Genomic DNA, 21399 nt, shown 5'->3' on the forward strand with positions numbered 1-21399 from the left:
AATTCGCCTTTTACATTAGACCGGTATACTATTCGGCAAAAAAATTAAATTTTCGAGCAATAAACTATGATATCGATTAATCAACTCAGCATGGCATATGGCGAAAAGCTGCTATTTTATGATGTTAATCTTATTCTATCGTCACAGAGTCGTTATGCCTTAGTGGGTGCGAATGGTGCGGGTAAGTCTACTTTTCTAAAATTACTTACCGGCGCAGAGCAACCCATCGCCGGTACGTTGTCCATACCTAAAACCGCTAGTGTAGGATGGCTGAAACAAGATCAATTTCGTTATGAAAATACACTGATTATCGATATCGTTTTACAAGGAAAGCCTGCGTTATGGCAAGCCATGCAAGAAAAGGATAAATTGCTACACAGTGACCTGCATAACGAAAAAAACATCAATCGCTTAGGTAAACTCGAAGAGGAAATTGCGCGTCTGAATGGTTACAGCGCTTATGCCCTAGCGGCCAAGCTTTTAATGGGTTTAGGGATACAGCTTGAATACCATGAAAAACCGTTAAGCACGCTATCGGGTGGTTTTAAACTACGTGTGTTGCTGGCGCAAGCTTTATTCCAAGAACCTGACATTTTATTATTGGATGAACCAACCAATCATTTGGACTTTATTTCCATCGTCTGGTTAGAAAAATATTTAAAAAATGAATTTTCAGGTTTATTGCTGTTTATTTCTCATGACGTGGAGTTCATCAATCGCTTAGCGGATCAGATCCTTGATGTCGATTACGGTGAAATACGTCAATATAGCGGCAACTATGAAAAATTTCTTGCCGAAAAACAATTAATTATTGAACAAAAACTCCAAGAAAAACGTAGCGTAGAACTTAAAATCGCGAGCATGCAAAGCTTTGTGGATAGATTTCGCGCCAGTGCCAACCGAGCGAAAATGGCCCAATCACGTGTGAAAATGATCGCCAAAATGGAAATTCCAGATATTAAACAATCTTCGCGATTATCCCCAACATTTCAATTCAAATCGGTACGCCCTTCTGGAAAATGGGTGGTACGCGTTAAAGCATTAGCGAAAAACTTTCAAGAGAAAAAACTTTTCCAGCAGCTGAACTTCGAGATAAAGCGTGGCGAAAAAGTAGCGATTATGGGTGAAAATGGTATTGGTAAATCAACCTTAATTAAAATATTACTCAACACTATTCCAGCTGATCAAGGCGGTGTTGAGTGGGGTTATGAAACGCATACCAGTTACTTTTCACAGGACCATCATGATTTACTGAATAAACATGCAACCGTTTTAGCCTGGTTAGAACAATATTCCGCTGGCATCAGTGAGCAATCGATACGTAAAACCCTGGCACAAGTCTTGTTTAATAAGGAAGATGTTCTCAAAGATATTTTAGCCCTAAGCGGCGGCGAAGCGGCCCGCTTATTATTGGCAAAAATGGTATTAGAATCGGCGAATGTCTTAATCCTGGATGAACCCACCAACCATCTCGATATTGAAGCAACTGAAGCGCTGGCGAGTGCCTTACGCAATTATCCTGGCACATTACTCTTTGTGAGCCACGATCGACATTTTATCAACAAAATAGCGGATCGCATTTTATTCATTTCACATGATAAGAAGTTACAAGATGTTAAACGATTAGATGCGATTAATTTAGATTAATTTTTTCATAGCGGTTTTATCGTACTCCAATTACGACAAGCCGGGCATAGCCAATCAAGCATTTTGCTATTAAAACCACAGCTTAAACAACGATACACCGGTTTATTTTCCATCAATTTTTTAATCAGATCTTTTAGGCTAGTTAAATTACTTTTATCCGTCGTAGAACAATTTTCTTGTGCTAAATGCAAATCAACTAATTGATATAAGCCAGGCAATGAAGGCTTAGCTTGTAATTGCCGCGTCAAAAATTGTAGTGCTTTATCATTATCATTTTCTTGGATTAATTTAACGATAGCCAGTGAAATGGGTGTCTGTGCATGCTCGTTGAGTGTTTCATGCAAATAACCTAATAACCCTATCGTTCCTGAATGATGTTGTAAATAACATTGGTTAAGTGGTGCTAACGTTTCAGTAATATAATCCGGATCTTGTTTTTTTATTGCTTGATAGATAGTAATAGCTTCTTCCCATTTTTCGGCAGCAATGGCCAATTTTCCTTTAATAAGATTAGCTCGAACACAGTTCACATCATATTTTAGCGCCTGCTCTAAGAGTTTAATAACTTCTTTTTGGCTGGCTTGGGTATTGAGTAAATTCTGTGCTAATTCGCAATGATAATGCGCAATATTTTTAAAAATTTTGTTATCCCATTTCGAAATTTTTTTTGCTTGTTTTATGGCGATTTCCCAACGCTTTTGTTGTTGGTAGATTTCTAATAGATAACGCACAGCAATACGCGCGTACTCGCTATCGTCATGATGGATCACTTCAAAAAATAAGCGCTCTGCCCTATCTAATAAACCTGCGCAATAATAATCTCTGCCTAGGGCTAACAAGGCTTGTAATTTTTGTGCATGCGCGAGATTAGGTCTGGCAATCAAATTTTGATGGAGCCGGATAGCGCGATCGATTTCACCACGCCGACGAAATAACACACCTAAGGCTAAATGAGTTTCTACGGTTTCTGTGTCAACTTCGAGGATCTTAATAAAGGTATCCACCGCTTTATCCGACTGCTCATTGAGTAAATAATTTAAACCACGCAAATACTCACGATTACATTCGTGTTTCTTACTCGAATTTGAATTAGAAAATTGGCAATAAGCAGCATACCAACCAGAAGCGGCGGCAATAGGCAGCAATAGAAACAGTAACTCTAGCATAGTAGCTCATTAAATGGGGTAACATCTCTGTCATTGCGAGCGCGCAGCAAACCCTCGTCATTGCGAGCGCGGAGCGCGCGGCAATCTACATTCGCTCGCCATGACGGTGGGCGTCAATGCTGATCTTTAAACGGTAAAGCTCTTAAATTACTGAGTTCTTTTTCGACGAGATTTAAACGATGTCGTAAACGCCGATTAACATACTTGAGTTTTATATAGGTAATAAAGGCCGTTAACAAACCTAATAAGCCGCCTAAAATAAAGCTGAGTATGGTTAATAAAGAGAGTGGTAATCGCTTAGTACCCAAATAATAATTAACACTGACCAGATCGGCATTAAGACCGGCAAAAATCAGTCCCAATATGAATAATACTATTAGGAACAAATATGTTATGCATCGCATAGACTTACCTATTAAATGGGAACTGAGGTGTCCTCAATTAGAGACCTCTTGCATAACCTGCGTTACAGGCTCGATTTCATCGTTAAACGCTACTCTACGGTCCTCATTTACTCATGTAAACTCCGGTCCTCGATTATCGTTTGCCTCGAACTCAAGCCTGTCACTGGTTGCAAGAGGTCTGAAGACACCTGCTAGCCCATGCTGATTTCCTTTTTTTTAAGAAAAAACTTACTTAGTGACTGCTTTTTCTTCTTGGGGAAGGAAAGACAGTGAAATGTGACGATTTTTTCGATCAAGATTTAAAATTCTTGCTTCGATTTCTTGTCCCATTTCAAAAGTTTTCCCTTCTTCACCGTACTCAGTTGTTTTAATCTGAGCTTCTATATTATTACCTAAATCGACTTTCATCCCTTCGTCATTGATTTCAGTAATTTTTCCTTTGACCATTTGGTCTTTACTATATTTATCAAAAGGATGCGATGATTCGGTATCCAATTGTTTAATACCCAGCGAAATGCGTTCACGCTCAGGATCGATGGATAAGATGATCGTTTCTAATTCATCACCTTTTTTGTACTTACGAACGGCTTCTTCGCCAGAGATATTCCATGCGATATCTGATAAATGGACTAAACCATCGATGTTACCTGGTAAACCGATGAAGAGACCGAAATCAGTAATCGATTTGATCTTACCGGTAATACGTTCACCTTTAGCATGCGTATTCGCAAAATCTTCCCAAGGATTAGATTTGCATTGTTTAATACCTAAAGAAATACGACGTCGATCCGAATCAATGTCTAATACGACGACCTCAATCTCCATGCCTGCTTGAACGATTTTATTCGGATTAATGTTTTTATTGGTCCAATCCATTTCTGAAACGTGGACTAAACCTTCAACACCTTCTTCTATTTCGACAAAACAACCATAATCGGTCACATTGGTCACTTTACCTTTTAAACGTGTACCAACAGGGTAACGTTTGACTAAGTCTTCCCAAGGATCGCCGACTAATTGTTTAAGCCCTAATGAAACACGGCCTCTGTCTCTTTCGATCTTCAACACCACGACTTCAATTTCGTCGCCGATGGTTAACACTTCACTGGGTTGCTTGACGCGTTTCCACGAAATATCGGTCACGTGTAATAAGCCGTCGATGCCACCTAAGTCTATAAATGCACCGTAATCGGCTAGATTTTTTACGATACCTTTAATGACTTGACCTTCTTCTAATTCAGTTAATAACTGTTCTCGTCCGGCTTGACCTTCAGATTCAAGCACCGCACGTCGTGATAAAACGATATTGTTACGCTTAGGATCGAGTTTAATGACCTTAAATTCCAGATCTTTACCTTCGATAATGCTGGAGTCGCGTACTGGACGCACATCCACTAATGAGCCAGGTAAAAAGGCACGTAGATTTCCGATTTCTACCGTAAAACCACCTTTCACTTTTCCTGTCACTTTCCCCGTCACCACCGTATCGGCATCGTGTGCACGCTGTAAAGCCGTCCACATTTCTGCACGCTTGGCTTTTTCACGTGATAAACGTGTTTCACCAAAACCATCTTCTAAAGATTCTATACTGACGTCAATTTGGTCGCCGACTTGGACTTCTAATTCCCCTTCTTCATTATAAAATTGCTCAATGGGAATCAAGCCTTCTGATTTTAAATTCGCATTGACAACGACACGGTCTTTTTCGATGCGGACTACGGTTCCGGTAATGATCATCCCGGTGTAAAAAATACGTTCGGAGAAATTCTCCTCCAGTAACTGTGCAAAACTCTCACTCATATAGTTATATCACTTGTTCTTTTTTAGAGAACCATGGTTATGGCGCACTATGCGCGGTTAAAATTATTCGGATGTCGCCATTCGCTGAATGACAACATACCCAGCATTACGCGAAATTTTCAGGAAATTTCTAGCCTAATGCCCCCTGTCACGTTTTTTTCGTGCTAGCCTGTGGCAACTTACTTATAATAAGTTGTAACACTTCTTGGATGCTTAAGTGCGTCGTATCGATAGTAATAGCTCCCCTAGGCGCTATGAGTGGCGCTACTGGACGCTGCTTATCTTGACGATCACGTTGCTCAAGCTCTGCTCGCACAGCGTCAAGGCTAACATGCTTCCCCTTCGCCTTCAACTGTAAATAACGTCGTTTTGCACGTTCTTCGAGGCTGGCTTCCAGGAAGATTTTAAGTTCCGCATCCGGGAAAACCACACTACCCATATCCCGACCGTCTGCTACCAAACCTGGTGCACGGCGAAATGCCCGCTGATAGGCAAGTAAGGCCTGCCGAACCTTAGGATAAGCCCCTAATTGTGAGGCTAATTGACCTACTTCTTGTGTGCGTAGGCTATCGGTGATATCGCGCTGTTGCCAAAAAATTCTAAGTGCTTGATCCGAAGCTCGTACGCTGAATTTAAGCGCTAAGTCCGCCACCAAAGGAAGTAATTTATCCTCCTCAAAAGGAGTCTGCGTCGATACAGCAATCCAAGCGGCAGCACGATAAATTGCCCCACTATCGAGGAAATGCCAAGCCAGTGCTTGGGCTAATAAATGACTAATGGTACCCTTCCCTGAACCACTCGGACCATCGATAGTAATCACGGGAATCCGGGATGTATTTTCTGTAGCTAACAACATGACAAATAAGCCTTCCAAGCCAATTTTCGGTATTTATGGGCCTGCGCCGCAGGGTCGTCCGCTTGATAAATACCGCGGCCGACAATAATAATATCCGTGCCGTTTTGTGTAATCGCTTGCTCCGGAGAAATATAGTGTTGACCGAGGCCATCGGCACCATTGGAATCGGATTGCACACCAGGTGTCATATGTAACAAACCTGGATTTTCTGTTAATTGATGCTGTGCAATAAAACCCATGACAAAATCGGGATATTCTTTAGCCATAGCTAGACTCGCTTCCGTATACGCCCCTTTAGCTAAAGAACCCGCTGAACTCATTTCGGCAAGCAATAATAAACCACGTTTTTTAGCTAAGCCGACTTCGCGCAAACCCTGAATAACGCCTGGGCCAGGAACGGTGTGTGCATTAACGATATCGGCCCAATGAGCGATCTGATAGATACCACCCGCATATTGTTGTTTGACGGTATAGCCAATATCAGCAAATTTACGATCTTCAAAGATTAAAAACTGATGCTTATCCGCTAAATATCGAAGTTGTTTGATAAAGTCAGCGGTAAAATCAGACAATATATCGACATGAGTTTTTAATAGACAAATTTCCTCTCCGACTTTATCCGCCAAATTCAGTAATTCAGCTGCACCACTGACATCGGCAGATAAGCAAAGATTAGTTTGTTTTTCCGCTATCAATCGACACAAGCGTTGCGCGCTTGGGTTTAAGCAAACCGTCGCCCGTTCGGCAAAACTTAATTTTTTAATTTTTTTTGACATTTATGGGTTGAGTAAAGGATCAAATGGAACAACCTGTGTCGTAAGATGCAACTCGGTATTAAGTTGTTCAGCCACTTGTTTCATTTGTTCGGGTTTAATTTCTGGACCTACAAAAACACGCGTCAATGAACCTAATAGGCTTTTGTATTGACGACTATAGGCATTGAAGCCTTTACGGCGTAAGGTTTGCACCAAATTCTCCGCCTCTGCTGGATCTTTGATATCCGGTAATTCGATTACCCATGCTTTTGCCGGTGCTAAAGGAAAGTTCAGCAAACTTTTCATACTCGGCTTAGTGGAAGTTAAACGTAATAACGCTGCAGTGGGCGCAACCGGTAAAGTGGGAATGGTAAACGACAGTAAATTATCAGCACGATAATCTTTCATCCATAACGGCACAAAAATAACCAACAAGGCAGCAATAACAATAGTAGTAATAAAACTAATACGTTTAAATGAAAAATCCACAAGCACTCTCAATAAATTGATAGGTGAATTATACCTACTTATATATGGATTTGCGAAGCGATAAATTTATTTTTCCTAGCACTTATCAGTCATTGCGAGCACCAGAGTTATTGACGTCATTGCGAGCGCGTAGCGCGCGGCAATCTACTAGATGGCCACGCTCATTACATTCGCTCGCCATGACGGAAATTTTTTTATACTACCTCAAGAGCAGAGGTAACTATACTAGACTGTTCATTTTTGGTAAAAAGTAATATTTTACTATGAAACTGTTCTAGATCGGCCCTATGTCCAATACTTATTAGGCTGGTATTGGGTAACAGTAAGCGTAAATTTTGATATGCATTAATTTGCGATGCTGCATCTAAGGCTGAAGTGGCTTCATCAAGGAATAAGATGTCGGGTTTATCGATAACCACTCTAATCAAGGCCATTAATTGCTGCTCGCCAGGCGAACAGATTTGCTGCCACGGCTTAATTTCATTCAATTCAGATTGAAATTTTGTTAAACCAAAACATCGGAGTAATTCCTTTAATTCATCATCTGTGACTGAATGTTGATTAGGATAGAGAAGACTATCTTTTAATGTCCCTAATGGGAAAAAAGTTTTTTGTGATAGAAAAAAAGTTTTTTTATCTTTTGGAAAATAAATAGACCCTGCTGCAAAAGGCCAAATTCCAGCCAGTGCGCGAATCAATGAGCTTTTACCGATGCCTGATCGGCCTTTAATCAAGTAATTCTCGTTTAAATCTAAAGAGAGATTAATAGCATTTAATAACTTTTGTCCGTCGGGCAAAAACAAGTTTACATTTTTAAGCGTAATGTGATGACTATGCTTTTTTTCTTGGATGATGAGTTTGCTAGATGATGCATTAGCTTGTTCGATAGCCTTATTTAACTCACTTAAACGGATGATAACCGAGTTCCAATCAGCTAATTCGGCATATACGCGCATTAAGGTCGTAAATGCAGCCACCACGCTACCAAATCCCATAGTAATTTGCGTTAATCCGCCAAACTGTATTTTTTTACTTAAAAAAAGTGGTATAGCAACCAGCGTTGCTATGGGAATGCTGGCTAAACTAAAGCCCATTGATAGAAAGGTTAAACGTTTTTTTACTTGGATAATATCGATAAAATTATGGTAAATTTTATCAAACAAACCATTAAATTGGCTGGCTTCTGAGGGTTCTCCGCGTTGTAAAGCAATCTCGTCTCTGGACTCACGAAATTTTATCAACGCAAAACGGAAGTTGGCATTGTAACGTTGCTGATGGTAATTATAACTTATTAATTTTTTACCGATGCGATGGGTTAGCCATATACCTAAACCGCCAAATAAACAAGCCGCCCAGAATAAATAACCGGGTATTAGAATATTAAGATGCCCTATCGGGATGTTAAAATGACCCCCGATTCGCCAAAGTATCGTGCCAAATGAAATAAAAAGAGTTAGTGATTGCAAAACTTGAAACGCTATCCCTAAAGTCAATTGAGTGAATTGATCCATATCTTCACTGATACGTTGATCCGGATTGTCTATTTTTTTGTCTAAAAACTGAAAGCGATAATAATTTCTATTCGCTAACCAGTTACGTAAGGTATTTTTAGTCAACCATTGTCGCCAGCGTAGCGCCAATAAACCATTCACATAAAAAGCAAAACCAAACGATAAAAACATCAACGTAATGACAATTGCCATCAACAGTAAATTTTGCCAAATCATTGGTTTATTAAAATTTTGCAGCGCATTAAAGACGTTTTTACTACAATAGCTTAACCAGACATTGCCTTCTACAGCAGCGAACGTAAAAAATAAATTTAAACCAAGTAAGATATAGGCGATTTTTTTTTCTTCGGATTGCCAGTAAGGTTTCAGTAAGCGCCAAAAGCTCAGCCAGAAATGCTTATTAAATGTTAAATGCGGATTTGATTTTTTCATATTATTTATGCTGCAAGAGGCCCTTTTTTCTCTTTATAGGCCTATTTCGAATGCTGCGCTAAAGCAGCTCAACAGCGCTAGCAGCTTACGGGAAAAAAGCATGAAACGCTAGTTAAAAAAGCACAAAAAAAGAACATTTAAATCTTAAAAGATATTAATATATCATATTATATGAGCATCCAAACCTAGATTGACAAGCGCTTAAATACGTACAATAATATTGTACTTATTTTTTATTAAGAGAACCCCACTCATGGAAGCGTCCTACAGTGAACTAAGACAAAATTTAAAGCAAATGATTGATCAGGTATCCAATAATCATGCACCTACATTTATCACGTCTCATAAAAAACGCAAAGCTGTTTTGTTATCTTACGAAGATTATTGTTCGTTAGAAGAAACCGCTTATTTGTTAAAAAGTCCTAAAAACGCACAACGATTACTGAAAGCTATTTCTGGTTTAGAAACTAAGAAAAATATAAAAAAACGCGATCCAATAGATGACGATGAAGCATAATATTGTTTGGCACGTCAATGCCTGGGAAGATTATTTATATTGGCAAAAAAACGACAAAAAAATGATGCTGAAAATAAATGCACTAATAAAAGAAATTGATCGCGAACCGTTTTCTGGCACCGGAAAACCTGAGCCTTTAAAATATGCATTAAAAGGGTATTGGAGTCGTCGTACTACACCAGAGCATAGATTGGTTTATAAAGTAACGGGTAACCACATACAAATAGCACAGTGTAGATATCATTATTAGGGGTAACGGTTTAGGGATTAAATCGGCCACCCACTGGCATAAAACAACACTAATATCACTGCAATCACCACTGTCCCCAGGGTTAATTGTCGCCATTCTCCCGCACAGAGGCGCCCTATCACCAAAGAACTAAACCCTAGCATAATACCAGTCACAATATTACACGTTAACACAATAAAAGCCGCGCATAATAAACCGGATAAGGCATCGACAAAATCGGCAAAGTTTAGTTTTGATACATTACTTAGCATCAATAAACCCACATACATCAAAGCCGGCGCCGTAGCATAAGCGGGCACTAAATAAGCCAAGGGCGAAATAAATAACGTGAGCAAAAATAACAGTCCCACTATCGTTGCCGTCAAACCGGTTTTTCCACCTACGGCTGTACCCGCTGCTGATTCGATATAAACCGCCGCCGGTGAAGCACCGATTAAACCCGCAAAAATACTGCTAACAGAATCTGCGGTTAAAGCTCTCGATTCATTTTTCATCGGTTGATTGGCCTGCAACAATTTGGCTTGACTGGCTACCGCATGAATCGTACCGGTTGCATCGAATACCGCGGTCATGACTAACGCTAAAACACTGGGTAATACACTAAGATGCAATGCGCCAATAATATCTAAATGCAAAAATAACGCGTCGGTTTTGGCGTTGAATAAATGCGGTACGGCAAACAATCCTTGATATTTAACCTGTGGATCGAGCCATAAACCCAGCATTGAAATAAATATGATCACCCATAACACCGCTCCTGGAACCCCTCTTCTTTCTAAACCAAAAATCATCGCCAAACCTAACAGTGTCATCAGCGCGGGAAACGAAGTAAGCACACCTAAATGCAGCGGTAGACCTTGCTGCGGATTTTTAATGATCAAACCAATGCTGTTTGCGGCAATCAATAATAAAAACAAACCTATCCCTATACCAATACCGCACGCCACACCCTGCGGTAGATTACGCAAAATCCACGCACGTATCCCGGTTACCGAAATGAGTGTAAACAAAATCCCTAACCAAAACACTGCACCTAATGCAACAGCAATACTCAGATGTTGAGTTAAAACAATACTGAAAGTCGTAAATGCGGTAAGCGAAACCGCACAACCTATCGCCATCGGTAAATTGGCCCATAATCCCATCAACAAGGAACCAAACGCCGCCACCAAACACGTGGTAATAAAGGTGGCTAATGGTGGAAAACCCGCCAGCTTTAACATATTAGGGATGACGATCACGGAATATAGCATGGCCAAAAAAATAGTTAAGCCGGCCATCACTTCACGCTGCACGGTACTACCCCGTGCGTGAATGTTAAAATAAGCGTCAAGTAAGTTTTTCTTTTGCTTGATCATTTTTACCTCTGCAGAATTCGTCATTGCGAGCACCGAAGGTGCGCGGCAATCTGAAATAAAAACTATGGATGGCCACGCTCATTACATTCGCTCGCCATGACGGTGAAATTAACTATCTAAATAAAGATAGATGGCTGCTGCCGTATGGAAAGAACCAAACACCAGTAGCCGATCATTTTTTTGTAACTGACGATAAGCGTATTGAAAAGCTAAATCCGGTGATGAAAACTCTAATATGCTTTGACTGACTTCGAGATCCAATAATGCTTGTTTTAATTGTGTCGCTTTCGCGCCGCGTGGCTCTGCCAAATCACAAACAGTCCAATGATCCACATGATGCCTTAAAGGGCGCAAGGTATTGATAATATCTTTATCAGCCAACATACCTGCTACAGCATAAGTATTTCCTAAACACGGAGTATTCGCTAAGCGCTTTGATAGACATTCCCCGCCAGCGGGATTATGTGCCACATCGATAATAATTTGACGCGCATTTTTTTCAATGAGGTGAAATCGACCCGGTATAAATACGCGTTTTAAACCTTCTTGTATGGCCAGTGGCGTAATAATGAAATGATCGCCGAGTAATTCGATCGCTTGCAAGACAGTCGCTGCATTCTGTAAATCGATGTTGGGTAAAGGTAAATCACGCAGCGTAAGTTGTTGACTGGTCCATGACCAAGATTGCCCCTGCATTTTATAATCAAATTCTATGCCTTGGCGATACAAGGGACTGGCTAACGATTGAGCCGTGTTGAGTAGTGATTGCGGCGGCGCAAAGTCGCCGCACACACACGGTCGATTCGGACGCATGATGCCGGCTTTTTCAAAACCAATTTTTTCGCGCGTATCTCCCAGCCAATCCATATGATCTAAATCTATCATACTGATAATAGCCAGATCCGCATCCACACAATTGACGGCATCCAAACGACCACCTAAACCTATTTCTAAAATAATCGCGTCTAATGCGGCGTGTTTGAACGTCCATAATGCAGCTAAGGTTCCAATCTCAAAATAAGTCAATGAAATATCAGCGCGATTTTTTTCAATATCCAGAAAGGCACGGCATAAGTCTTGATCGCTAATGCAGTGGCCCGCAATTTGGATACGTTCTTGATAACGAATAAGATGTGGTGAAGTATACGTACCCACTCGATAACCGGCTGCAGTTAAAATTGCGGCGGTCAAAGCAACATTAGAGCCTTTGCCATTCGTTCCAGCAACAGTCACCACCGGACAATTAAAGTGTAATACTTGCAAGCGCTCGGCTACTTGTGAAATGCGTTCTAAACCTAAATCGATACTGCTAGGATGACAGGTATCAATATAGGCTAACCAATCGGATAATGTTCGAGAATCTAAGCTTAATTCATTAGATATCGTCATTGGCAATGGCGGTGAGTGAATAACGTCCTTGATTCGCTGCCATCAGTTTATTTAATAGCGATGCCACTTTATCTTTTAATTCCCTTCTATCGACGATCATATCGATGGCACCATGCGTTAACAAAAATTCACTGCGTTGAAATCCTTCGGGTAACACTTGACGTACGGTTTGTTCAATAACCCGTGGGCCAGCAAAACCGATTAAAGCCTTAGGTTCTGCAATAATAACATCGCCAAGATTAGCAAAACTTGCTGAAACGCCACCCATGGTCGGATCGGTTAATATAGAAATAAAAGGTAATCCCTTCTGCTTAAGCTTAGCCAGGACGGCACTGGTTTTTGCCATTTGCATCAATGAGAATAAACCTTCTTGCATCCGCGCCCCACCGCTGGCTGAAATACAGATAAATGGAATATCCTCCTCTATCGCCCTTAATACACCTTGCACAAAACGTTCGCCTACTGCAGCACCCATCGATCCGCCCATAAAATCGAATTCAAATGCCGCGCAAACGACCGCTCTATCCTGCAATTTTCCTTGCATGACCAGCAGAGCTTCTTTTTCACCGGTTTTTTTCATCGCCGATTGCAAGCGATCTTTATACTTAAATTGATCTTTAAATTTGAGTCTATCCACTGCTTCTATTTGACTGCCTATTTCTTGGCCGGTTTCAGGATCTAAAAGTTGGGCTAGACGCTTACGTGCCTTAACTCGATGATGATGATTACAGGTGGGACACACCATCAGATTACGTTCAAATTCTGCACGATATAATACCGCGCCACAGGACTCACATTTAATCCAACTATTTTCAGGAACTCCCGTGGTGTTTCTAACCACCGTCTGAATTCCTTTAATGACTTTTTTTAACCAACTCATAAGCTTCCTCTAACCTTCACCCGCTAAATTAAATCTTTTTTTCTAAACCAATTTACTCGTCATTGCGACACCGATAGCCTTTATCGTCATTGCGAGCACCGTAGGTGCGCGGCAATCTAAGATAGTATATACCTTTACATTCATATTCTGCCTAAAATTAACCACCAATTTTCAACAACTCCCAATAATGTTGATAAATACTATCCGCCGCACCCACATCGACTTGCACCACACTTCGCTGTAAGGTTTTTTTATCTGGATAAATCATGGAATTATTCAAGATAGCCTTCGGCATCAGTTTATAGGCGGCAAGATTAGGTGTTGGATAGCCAGTCGCTAAACTCATTTTTTTCGCAATATCCGGCCGGAGTACAAAATTGATAAAAGTATACGCATTATTAACATGGGATGCGCCGATCGGAATCGCCATGCTATCAATAGAAATGACAAAGCCTTCTTTAGGATAAATAAAACGTAAAGCAGGATTTTCTTGTGCTGCTTGATAGACATCACCATTCCAAGCCATGCCGAGACTTATATCTTCATCTATAAAAAGCGATTTTACACCATCATTATTAAACAAACGTACATTCGGCATTAATTGTCTTAATTTAAGATAGGCCAAGCGAATATGTTCAGGATCAGTGTCATTCGCTGAATAACCCAACACCATCAATGCCATGGAAAAGACCTCATGGACATCATCTAATAAGAGCAATTGATTACGAAAACGCGGACTCCAAAAATCTGCCCAAGTTTGTAATTGCTGCACGGGATGGATCTTGCTATTAATGACGATACCGGTTGAAGTCCAAAAATACGGGATACTATAATGATTATCTGGATCATAAGCTTTATTCAGTAACGCCGGATTAAGATTTTTAAAATTCGGTAAACGGGATTTATCCAGTGCTTGTAACATGCCTTGTTGACGCATGCGATCGACGTAATAAGTAGATGGGACAATAACATCGTAGCCGGTATGCGGATTCGCTTTAAGTTTCGCATACAACGTCTCATTACTGTCATAGGTCGTATAATTGACTTTGATCCCAGTCTCTTGCGTAAATTCTTTTAATACATCACTGGAAATATAGTTCGACCAATTATAAATATTAACAATATTTTCTTTTGCAGTCGCAGGTCTAGCAAGCAGGCTCAAGCACACGATTAAGAAACAGATGAGACGCATGATTATTGCTTGACCTTTTTAGGTAATACCAGTTGGAAAGCCACCACGATAAACAAAGTAATAGCAAACATCACCGAACACAGAGCATTCAATTCTGGTTTTAATCCGATACGCACTAAGGAGTAAATATATAAGGGTAAAATTTGAAAATCAGGACCGGTAACAAAAAAACTAATGATCACATCATCGAGTGATAACGTAAAACTTAACAACCAGCCTGCTAAAATAGCCGGCCATAACATAGGAATAATAATCCGACGAAAACTCATAAAGTCATTCGCACCTAAATCACGCGCGGCTTCAAAAATATTTTTATCTAAACCGGTCAAGCGACTATAAACCGTAACGGCCACAAAAGGAATGCAAAAAGTAATATGTGATAATAACAATGACCAAAAACCCAAACGCATGTTCAATAAAAAAAACAGGATAAGTAATGAAATTCCCATGACGATATCCGGCGAGACGATCAATACGAACAATAAACCATGCAGTAAATGCTTGCCAAAAAAGCGATAACGATACAGACAAGTGGCCGCAATCGTGCCTATCAAGGTCGCAAAACTTGCCGCTAACACGCCCACTTCTAATGAATGGAAAGCGACAACGGCAAGATTGCTATCATCGCCTAATTGCTTATACCAATCTAAAGTAAATCCATGCCAAAGCAATGAGTAGGTCGAATTATTAAAAGAATAAACAATCAACAAAATGATAGGAAAGTAAAAAAAGCAGTAGATCACTGCTAAATAACTAAATCTCGCCAATCGGTTCATCGTGATACTGTCCTATTTTATTGGCACGTCGATACAGTAACAACAGTACACACATTGCTAAAGTCAGTACCATACTCACCGCAGAACCCAATGGCCAATTATGTGCTGATAAAAATTCATTTTGAATAAGATTCCCAACCAACAACGATTTTGCGCCGCCCAAAATATCCGGAATATAAAACATGCTCATCGCAGGCAAGAACACCAAAATGATTCCACCCATAATACCCGGCAGCGTTAACGGTAAAATCACGCGTGCCAAAATTGTCACGCTATTAGCCCCCAAATCACGCGCTGCATCAATAAATTGCGTATCTAATTTTTCGATATTCGCATACAAAGGCAAAATCATGAACGGAAGTAAGCTATACACTAAACCAATAATGACCGCCGTGCTGGTATATAAAATCGTTAATGGCTGATGAATAATACCCAATGATAATAATAAGGTATTTAACAAACCTTTCGCTTTCAGTATTGAGATAATCGCATAAGTACGGATTAATGAACTGGTCCAAAAAGGAATAATCACTAAAAATAATAATAAACTCTTATATTTAGAATCGAGGCGTGCTAATAAATAGGCAAACGGATAACTTAATACTAAACAAATTAAACTGCACAGTCCGGCCACACAAAAAGAATGCCAAAATACTTTAAAATAAATAGGATTTAATAAGGCTTGATAATTTTGTAGTGAAAATTTCCAGCGAATAAGATTGGCCGGATCATTTTCAAGTAAACTTATTATCAACACCAAGAGCGTCGGCAGTAAAGCAAATACAGACAACCACAGCCAAATGATACCTATGGTGCTTCCTTTGAAGAGGCGATCAACTTTCATCGGGCAAAATAACCTCCCACCCTGGAATCCAATGCACCCAAACCGACTCCCCGCTATGAAAATCTAATTTTTCATCATCTTCATTGAAAAATTGCGTGGCCGCTAATAAATTTTGACTTTCCAAACGCACCATCAGATCCACGGTTGAACCTTTATAAATGACCTGTTCAACCACACCTGGAAACATTTGTGAGGTATCCGTCACTTCAGCCGGTGACCAAACTTCGAGATCCTCTGGCCTAACTAAAGTATAAACTTTTTGATTCTTAGAAAAATGGCGTCGATTTTTTAACGTAAACTCTTTACCTTCAATCACCGCATGAAACACATGTTCATCGGCAGAAATAATTTGTGTTTCGAAAATATTTACTTCGCCTATGAAGCGCGCCACACGTAAACTATGTGGTTCTTCATACACCTCGCGCGGTGTCCCAATTTGTTCGATACGTCCTTCATGCATCACCACCACACGATCCGACATCGACAAGGCTTCTTCTTGATCGTGCGTCACGAAGATAAATGTAATACCCAATTGCGTTTGCAATTGTTTTAATTCCAGCTGCATGGTTTTACGCAAACGATAATCTAAAGAACTTAACGGTTCGTCTAATAACAGAATGCTGGGTTTATTCACCACGGCTCTGGCAATCGCTACACGTTGTTGTTGTCCACCGCTTAATTGTTCGGGTTTGCGCGCGCTTAAATGTGCCAGCTTCACCATATTCAAGGCTTCATCAACTTGCTGTTTAATCTCTGCTTTGGATAAGCCACCTTTACAACGCAAGCCAAAGGCAATATTGTCAAAGACATTTAGATGCGGAAATAAAGCATAACTTTGAAAAACGGTATTGACATGACGTTCTTGCGGCGTTAATCCTTTAACATCAATACCATTAATACAAATGACGCCACCATCGGGCTGTTCAAAACCTGAGATTAAACGCAACAAAGTGGTCTTTCCGCAACCGCTAGGCCCCAGCAAGGTCAAAAATTCGCCATGCCTCACCTCGAAGTTAATATCTTCTAATACATCTTCGTCGTCGAAGCGTTTAGTGACTCCTTTGAGTTCAAGGACATTGCCGTTCATTACACAAGTAACCTCACCTTCATTAAGAGTAGTAAAATCGCAAGGGATTATGCAATAGAGCTCCACTAAAACCAAGTATTTTATATCATCGTCATTTTAAAAAAATCATTTCCTGTTTGAGGCAGCGCAAAGTTTTCTGGATAAAAGACTTGAGATAAATATAAGCCATTCGGTGAGGCAGTCACATCCGCGGCACGACGATCGTGCGCTAATAACACTTCTTGAGCCCAGGTGATGGATTTTTTACCCGCGCCTATCGACATTAATACCGCGCTGATGTTACGCACCATGTGATGTAAAAAAGCATTCGCTTTAATATCGATGGTGACATAACATCCTTGACGGTTCACTTTAATATGTTGCACCTCGCGTCGAGCATTTCTCGCTTGACAGCTGACCGCGCGAAATGAACTAAAATCATGTTCACCTACTAAATACTGTGCAGCAGACTGCATCTGTTTTTCATTTAAAGGATAATAACAATGGCTCGTATACTGATTCCACAGTGCACTTTTTAAGCGATTATTGTAAATAATATACTGATAACGGCGCGCTATGGCAGAAAAGCGCGCGTGAAAACGACTGTCAACCGCTTGCACCCAGTTGACCCGAATATCCGCGGGTAAATGACTATTACAGCCTAACAACCAAGCGCGTTGGGATCGCTGCGATGTCGTATCAAAATGTACCACTTGATCTAAGGCATGCACGCCTTTATCGGTGCGTCCGGCGCAGTTAAGAACAATCGGATGGTCCGCGACATGACTAATGGCTAGTTCTAAATGGGTTTGTATGCACGACAATCCCATTTGCGATTGCCAGCCATGGTAAGCGCTACCTTGATAGGCAATACCCAATGCAATTCTCATAAGCTGATCGTCTGCCTAATATTATTCTTGCTCGTCACATTGTCAGTACATAAAATATTACTCGTCATTGCGAGCACCGTAGGTGCGCGGCAATCCATGGATGGCCACGCTCATTCCATTCGCTCGCCATGACGTCGATTTTTATATTTCTGCATTTATTTCTTTACACCTTATTTTTTGTCGGGTTAGTCGTAGCAGAAATCATGGCTTTAAATTGCTGTAAACGTGCTTGGGCCGCTTGTGCCGCTTTAGAGTCAGGATATTGTTGAATTATTTTTTCAAACGTATCCATCGCCATTTGCTTATCGCCCTTGGCAAAATAAGCTAAGCCACATTGCAACATGGCATCAGGCACGCGTGCATCTTGACTATAACGCGTAATAAAACGTTTAAAGAAATTTATCGCGGGATCGGCTTGTCCTTGTAACAAATACAACTGACCTAAAAAGTAATCGGCATTCGCCACATTCAGATCATTCGGAAATTTTTTGTTGAATGTCTCAAAGGCCTCTATCGCCTCGTTATATTGCTTGGTTTTTAACAATTGAAAAGCACCCTGATAAGCACGCTCTGCCGCGGGCGTAGGCGCGGCATTCGGCATCATCGACTTTCTATCAGGAGAGGTTTCTTTTTTAGAGCTACTGAGATCCACTAATGGACGCGGGCCCATACTATTAGTCGACATACTTGAAGCAGTGACCGGTTTCGCGGAATACGCCATAGGCTGATTATTTCGCGGAACTAAACGTTTTTCTAAAGCTAAATATTGATTGCGTACTTGCTCTTCCAACACTTTGATCACATGTTGTTGTGATTCAATTTTGCCTTGTATACTTTGTAATTGTTGTTGTATATCATCGATTTGTACCAACAAAGGATTGAGATTAGCGATTTGCCGTTCTAAAATCGTGACGCGCTGTTCCAAGGAAAAAGAAGCTGAATTACTCGGAACCGCTGGCGGACTCGGCGCTGCCATGCTGGGAGCAGAACTGGGCATCGTATTGTTGGGCTCACTCGGCGCAGTCGCAGCGCTTGAAGGCGCAGAAGTAGAAGACGTCGTCGCTGGCGCGTCATCGTCATCATCATCATACGCATCTACGACGGGTGCGAGTGCATAGGCGAGTGAACTTACTAATAAGCTCATACAGCATAGGCTAATTTTAATCGACTTAACTAGGCGCGGATTTATTCTTTTTTTCAATGGGAGTATTTTATTCAAAGGTAAATTCAATCGCATAGTTAATCCTAGTATTACATCTTATCGGTGATGACCGGAGTTTGATACTGTAAATCAGCGCGACGATTTTTTGCATAATCTGCTTCGCTATGACCAAACGCAACCGGTTTTTCTGCACCATAGCTGACCGTTAAGATTTGCTGTTCGCTCACGCCATTCGCGATTAAAAATTGTTGCACACTTAAGGCCCGACGTCGGCCTAAAGCAATGTTATACTCACGGCTGCCTCGTTCGTCGGTATTACCGGTTATCAATATTTTAGCTTGTGGATGACTAATTAGGTAATGCGCCTGTACTTGCAGCGAAGGTTTATCTTCTTCACGGACGATGCTTTTATCAAAGTCAAAATAATAGATTTGATTACCGACCTGCAGGGGATGCGTGCCTTCGTCGCCATAAAAACTACCGACATCACCGGCTCCCTGAGTCAGCGCGCTATCGACATGCGTCGGACTAGCAGTGGTTTCGCCTAATTCACTCTTATCTGCAGTGGAACAGGCACCCAAACTAACGCAGGCTACAGCCATAACACTTATTTTTAACCATCTTTTTATTAACATAGACTACCCTCTAAAATAATTAACTCGATAAAAAAGGCGACCAGACCGGATCTTGTACATCACCTTCAGGTGTAGGTAAGCGCACATTAATTCTTCCATCGACAGACGCCATGCCTAACAAGCCATGTTCACCGGGTTTTGATTCAAATAAAACCATTTGTCCATTCGGTGCAAAACTGGGTGAAGCATCAAAGCCTGAATGTGTAACGCTTAATAAAGTATCGTCGTCTAAATCTTGCACCGCTATATTATACATTCCTTGTTCGCGATTGAGTACCACTATCATTTTTCCATCCGGTGAAAAAGAGGCACGCGCATTATAGCTCCCATCAAACGTAATGCGTTGTAACCGTTTGCTGCGCAAATCCATTTGGTAAATTTGTGGCCCACCTCCTCTATCCGAAGTAAACAACAAAGATCGACCATCGGCTGACCAAGTCGGTTTCGGTATCAATAGAAAATCCAAAACTTAACTGACGCAAATCTTTATTGGATAAGTCCATTAAATAAATTTTCGGTGTCGCCGAATTTTTAGATAACGCTAACGCCAAGGTTTTATCATCTGGAGACCATGCTGGCGCACCATTAATACCGGGATAATCACTAATCAACTGGCGTTGCCCATTTGCAATGGTTTGAATATAGATACGCGGCATGATCTTTTCAAAAGAAACATACGCAATGCGTTTACCATCGTGCGACCATGCTGGAGACATAATCGGTTGTGTCGAAGTTAATAACGGTTTGGCATTATGCCCATCCATATCCGCCACTTGTAGACTATAAACGCGATGATTATTCTGGCGCGTCACCAGCACATAAGCGATGTGCGTAGAAAAAACCCCTTTGACACCGGGTTAATTTTTTCATAAATCAGATCACTTACATGATGGGCTAAAGCACGACATTGTGCATATTTCGCGGGTAAATTGCGCGTTGCGCTAAGATTTGCTTATGGCCCTGTGCAACATGCACTAAATCAACATGGACTCGATATTGTCCCTGCCCTATCGGCGTTATTTTACCCAATACCACATCATCAATGTGGTGCGCTCGCCAATAAGCCACTGATACTTTATCGATGCCAGCAGCTTGCGGTAACGATTGCGTTTTGACCCATGTGACTTTAAATTGGCCGCTGTGGCTTAAATCCGACTGAATCACGCGACCGATATCGTTTTCGGATGCAAAGTTTTCAGTACTCTCAAAAGGCAGGATCGCAATCGGCAATTGATTAGCCACACCTTGCGTTAATTCAAGATTCAATGCTGCCGAGGCGGTAGTACTAAGAAACAAACTGCCGAGAAGCAATACATTGATCAATATAAAAATAAATTTTTTCGCCGTATGACACGACTTTTTTAAGCACAAGCCATTCAT

General features: G+C 40.9%; 23 protein-coding genes. 3 read left to right on the forward strand and 20 right to left on the reverse strand.

What is annotated here, in order from left to right; genetic code table 11:
* Positions 1-66 precede the first annotated feature (66 nt).
* Complete coding sequence (locus tag AAHH40_RS04070) at positions 67-1647, forward strand: ABC-F family ATP-binding cassette domain-containing protein (protein WP_342219416.1); 1581 nt, start codon at positions 67-69, stop codon at positions 1645-1647.
* A gap of 5 nt (positions 1648-1652) precedes the next feature.
* Here the strand turns inward: AAHH40_RS04070 and lapB are convergent, their stop codons facing one another.
* From lapB to AAHH40_RS04105, 7 genes are all read right to left on the reverse strand, one after another.
* Positions 1653-2813 (reverse strand): lipopolysaccharide assembly protein LapB, encoded by a 1161-nt coding sequence (gene lapB / locus AAHH40_RS04075; protein WP_342219417.1) that lies wholly within the window; start codon positions 2811-2813, stop codon positions 1653-1655.
* A 113-nt stretch (positions 2814-2926) separates the two neighbouring features.
* Entirely contained in the window at positions 2927-3217 is a 291-nt protein-coding gene (locus tag AAHH40_RS04080) for a LapA family protein (protein ID WP_342219418.1), read from the reverse strand.
* 228 nt (positions 3218-3445) lie between these two features.
* Positions 3446-5017, reverse strand: coding sequence for a 30S ribosomal protein S1 (rpsA, locus tag AAHH40_RS04085; protein ID WP_342219419.1), 1572 nt, complete (start codon positions 5015-5017; stop codon positions 3446-3448).
* A 148-nt stretch (positions 5018-5165) separates the two neighbouring features.
* A complete protein-coding gene (cmk, locus tag AAHH40_RS04090) occupies positions 5166-5873 on the reverse strand; it encodes a (d)CMP kinase (protein ID WP_342219420.1) in 708 nt (235 codons plus the stop codon).
* Entirely contained in the window at positions 5864-6649 is a 786-nt protein-coding gene (pyrF, locus tag AAHH40_RS04095; protein ID WP_342219421.1) for an orotidine-5'-phosphate decarboxylase, read from the reverse strand. Before pyrF ends, cmk begins: the two co-directional genes overlap by 10 nt.
* Positions 6650-7117 carry an SPOR domain-containing protein gene (locus tag AAHH40_RS04100; protein ID WP_342219422.1) on the reverse strand — a complete coding sequence of 156 codons (468 nt, stop codon included), beginning with the start codon at positions 7115-7117 and terminating at the stop codon, positions 6650-6652.
* Between the two features lie 194 nt (positions 7118-7311).
* The gene (locus AAHH40_RS04105) at positions 7312-9060 is read right to left on the reverse strand and encodes an ABC transporter ATP-binding protein/permease (protein WP_342219423.1); all 1749 of its coding nucleotides are present in this window, start codon (positions 9058-9060) and stop codon (positions 7312-7314) included.
* Between the two features lie 253 nt (positions 9061-9313).
* On the opposite strand from AAHH40_RS04105, the gene AAHH40_RS04110 reads away from it, so the two are divergent.
* Both AAHH40_RS04110 and AAHH40_RS04115 read left to right on the forward strand, forming a co-directional pair.
* Positions 9314-9577 carry a type II toxin-antitoxin system prevent-host-death family antitoxin gene (locus tag AAHH40_RS04110; protein WP_342219424.1) on the forward strand — a complete coding sequence of 88 codons (264 nt, stop codon included), beginning with the start codon at positions 9314-9316 and terminating at the stop codon, positions 9575-9577.
* A complete protein-coding gene (locus tag AAHH40_RS04115; RefSeq protein ID WP_425287952.1) occupies positions 9567-9827 on the forward strand; it encodes a Txe/YoeB family addiction module toxin in 261 nt (86 codons plus the stop codon). Before AAHH40_RS04110 ends, AAHH40_RS04115 begins: the two co-directional genes overlap by 11 nt.
* A gap of 17 nt (positions 9828-9844) precedes the next feature.
* Here the strand turns inward: AAHH40_RS04115 and AAHH40_RS04120 are convergent, their stop codons facing one another.
* From AAHH40_RS04120 to AAHH40_RS04180, 13 genes are all read right to left on the reverse strand, one after another.
* Complete coding sequence (locus AAHH40_RS04120) at positions 9845-11209, reverse strand: NCS2 family permease (RefSeq protein WP_342219426.1); 1365 nt, start codon at positions 11207-11209, stop codon at positions 9845-9847.
* Positions 11210-11293: 84 nt separating this feature from the next.
* A complete protein-coding gene (gene folC, locus AAHH40_RS04125) occupies positions 11294-12574 on the reverse strand; it encodes a bifunctional tetrahydrofolate synthase/dihydrofolate synthase (protein WP_342219427.1) in 1281 nt (426 codons plus the stop codon).
* The gene (gene accD / locus AAHH40_RS04130; RefSeq protein ID WP_342219428.1) at positions 12561-13454 is read right to left on the reverse strand and encodes an acetyl-CoA carboxylase, carboxyltransferase subunit beta; all 894 of its coding nucleotides are present in this window, start codon (positions 13452-13454) and stop codon (positions 12561-12563) included. The genes folC and accD overlap by 14 nt, the downstream gene beginning before the upstream one ends.
* A gap of 157 nt (positions 13455-13611) precedes the next feature.
* Positions 13612-14646, reverse strand: a complete 1035-nt coding sequence (locus AAHH40_RS04135) for a spermidine/putrescine ABC transporter substrate-binding protein (RefSeq protein ID WP_342219429.1) — start codon at positions 14644-14646, stop codon at positions 13612-13614.
* 2 nt (positions 14647-14648) lie between these two features.
* Positions 14649-15422: a spermidine/putrescine ABC transporter permease PotC gene (gene potC, locus AAHH40_RS04140; RefSeq protein WP_342219430.1), complete on the reverse strand. Its 774-nt coding sequence runs from the start codon at positions 15420-15422 to the stop codon at positions 14649-14651.
* The gene (potB, locus tag AAHH40_RS04145) at positions 15400-16266 is read right to left on the reverse strand and encodes a spermidine/putrescine ABC transporter permease PotB (protein WP_342219431.1); all 867 of its coding nucleotides are present in this window, start codon (positions 16264-16266) and stop codon (positions 15400-15402) included. The genes potC and potB overlap by 23 nt, the downstream gene beginning before the upstream one ends.
* Positions 16256-17353 (reverse strand): spermidine/putrescine ABC transporter ATP-binding protein PotA, encoded by a 1098-nt coding sequence (gene potA / locus AAHH40_RS04150; RefSeq protein WP_342219432.1) that lies wholly within the window; start codon positions 17351-17353, stop codon positions 16256-16258. The genes potB and potA overlap by 11 nt, the downstream gene beginning before the upstream one ends.
* An 80-nt stretch (positions 17354-17433) precedes the next feature.
* Positions 17434-18222, reverse strand: coding sequence for a tRNA pseudouridine(38-40) synthase TruA (truA, locus tag AAHH40_RS04155; protein WP_342219433.1), 789 nt, complete (start codon positions 18220-18222; stop codon positions 17434-17436).
* 163 nt (positions 18223-18385) lie between these two features.
* Positions 18386-19459, reverse strand: a complete 1074-nt coding sequence (gene ybgF, locus AAHH40_RS04160; protein ID WP_342219434.1) for a tol-pal system protein YbgF — start codon at positions 19457-19459, stop codon at positions 18386-18388.
* A 14-nt stretch (positions 19460-19473) separates the two neighbouring features.
* Positions 19474-20019, reverse strand: coding sequence for a peptidoglycan-associated lipoprotein Pal (pal, locus tag AAHH40_RS04165; protein ID WP_342219435.1), 546 nt, complete (start codon positions 20017-20019; stop codon positions 19474-19476).
* Positions 20020-20038: 19 nt separating this feature from the next.
* Positions 20039-20473 carry a hypothetical protein gene (locus AAHH40_RS04170; RefSeq protein WP_342219436.1) on the reverse strand — a complete coding sequence of 145 codons (435 nt, stop codon included), beginning with the start codon at positions 20471-20473 and terminating at the stop codon, positions 20039-20041.
* Complete coding sequence (locus tag AAHH40_RS04175; RefSeq protein WP_342219437.1) at positions 20415-20831, reverse strand: hypothetical protein; 417 nt, start codon at positions 20829-20831, stop codon at positions 20415-20417. Before AAHH40_RS04175 ends, AAHH40_RS04170 begins: the two co-directional genes overlap by 59 nt.
* An 82-nt stretch (positions 20832-20913) precedes the next feature.
* Positions 20914-21399: a hypothetical protein gene (locus tag AAHH40_RS04180; protein ID WP_342219438.1), complete on the reverse strand. Its 486-nt coding sequence runs from the start codon at positions 21397-21399 to the stop codon at positions 20914-20916.

Origin of the sequence: Rickettsiella endosymbiont of Miltochrista miniata (genome assembly GCF_964031245.1) — a bacterium.
GTDB lineage: Bacteria > Pseudomonadota > Gammaproteobacteria > Diplorickettsiales > Diplorickettsiaceae > Aquirickettsiella.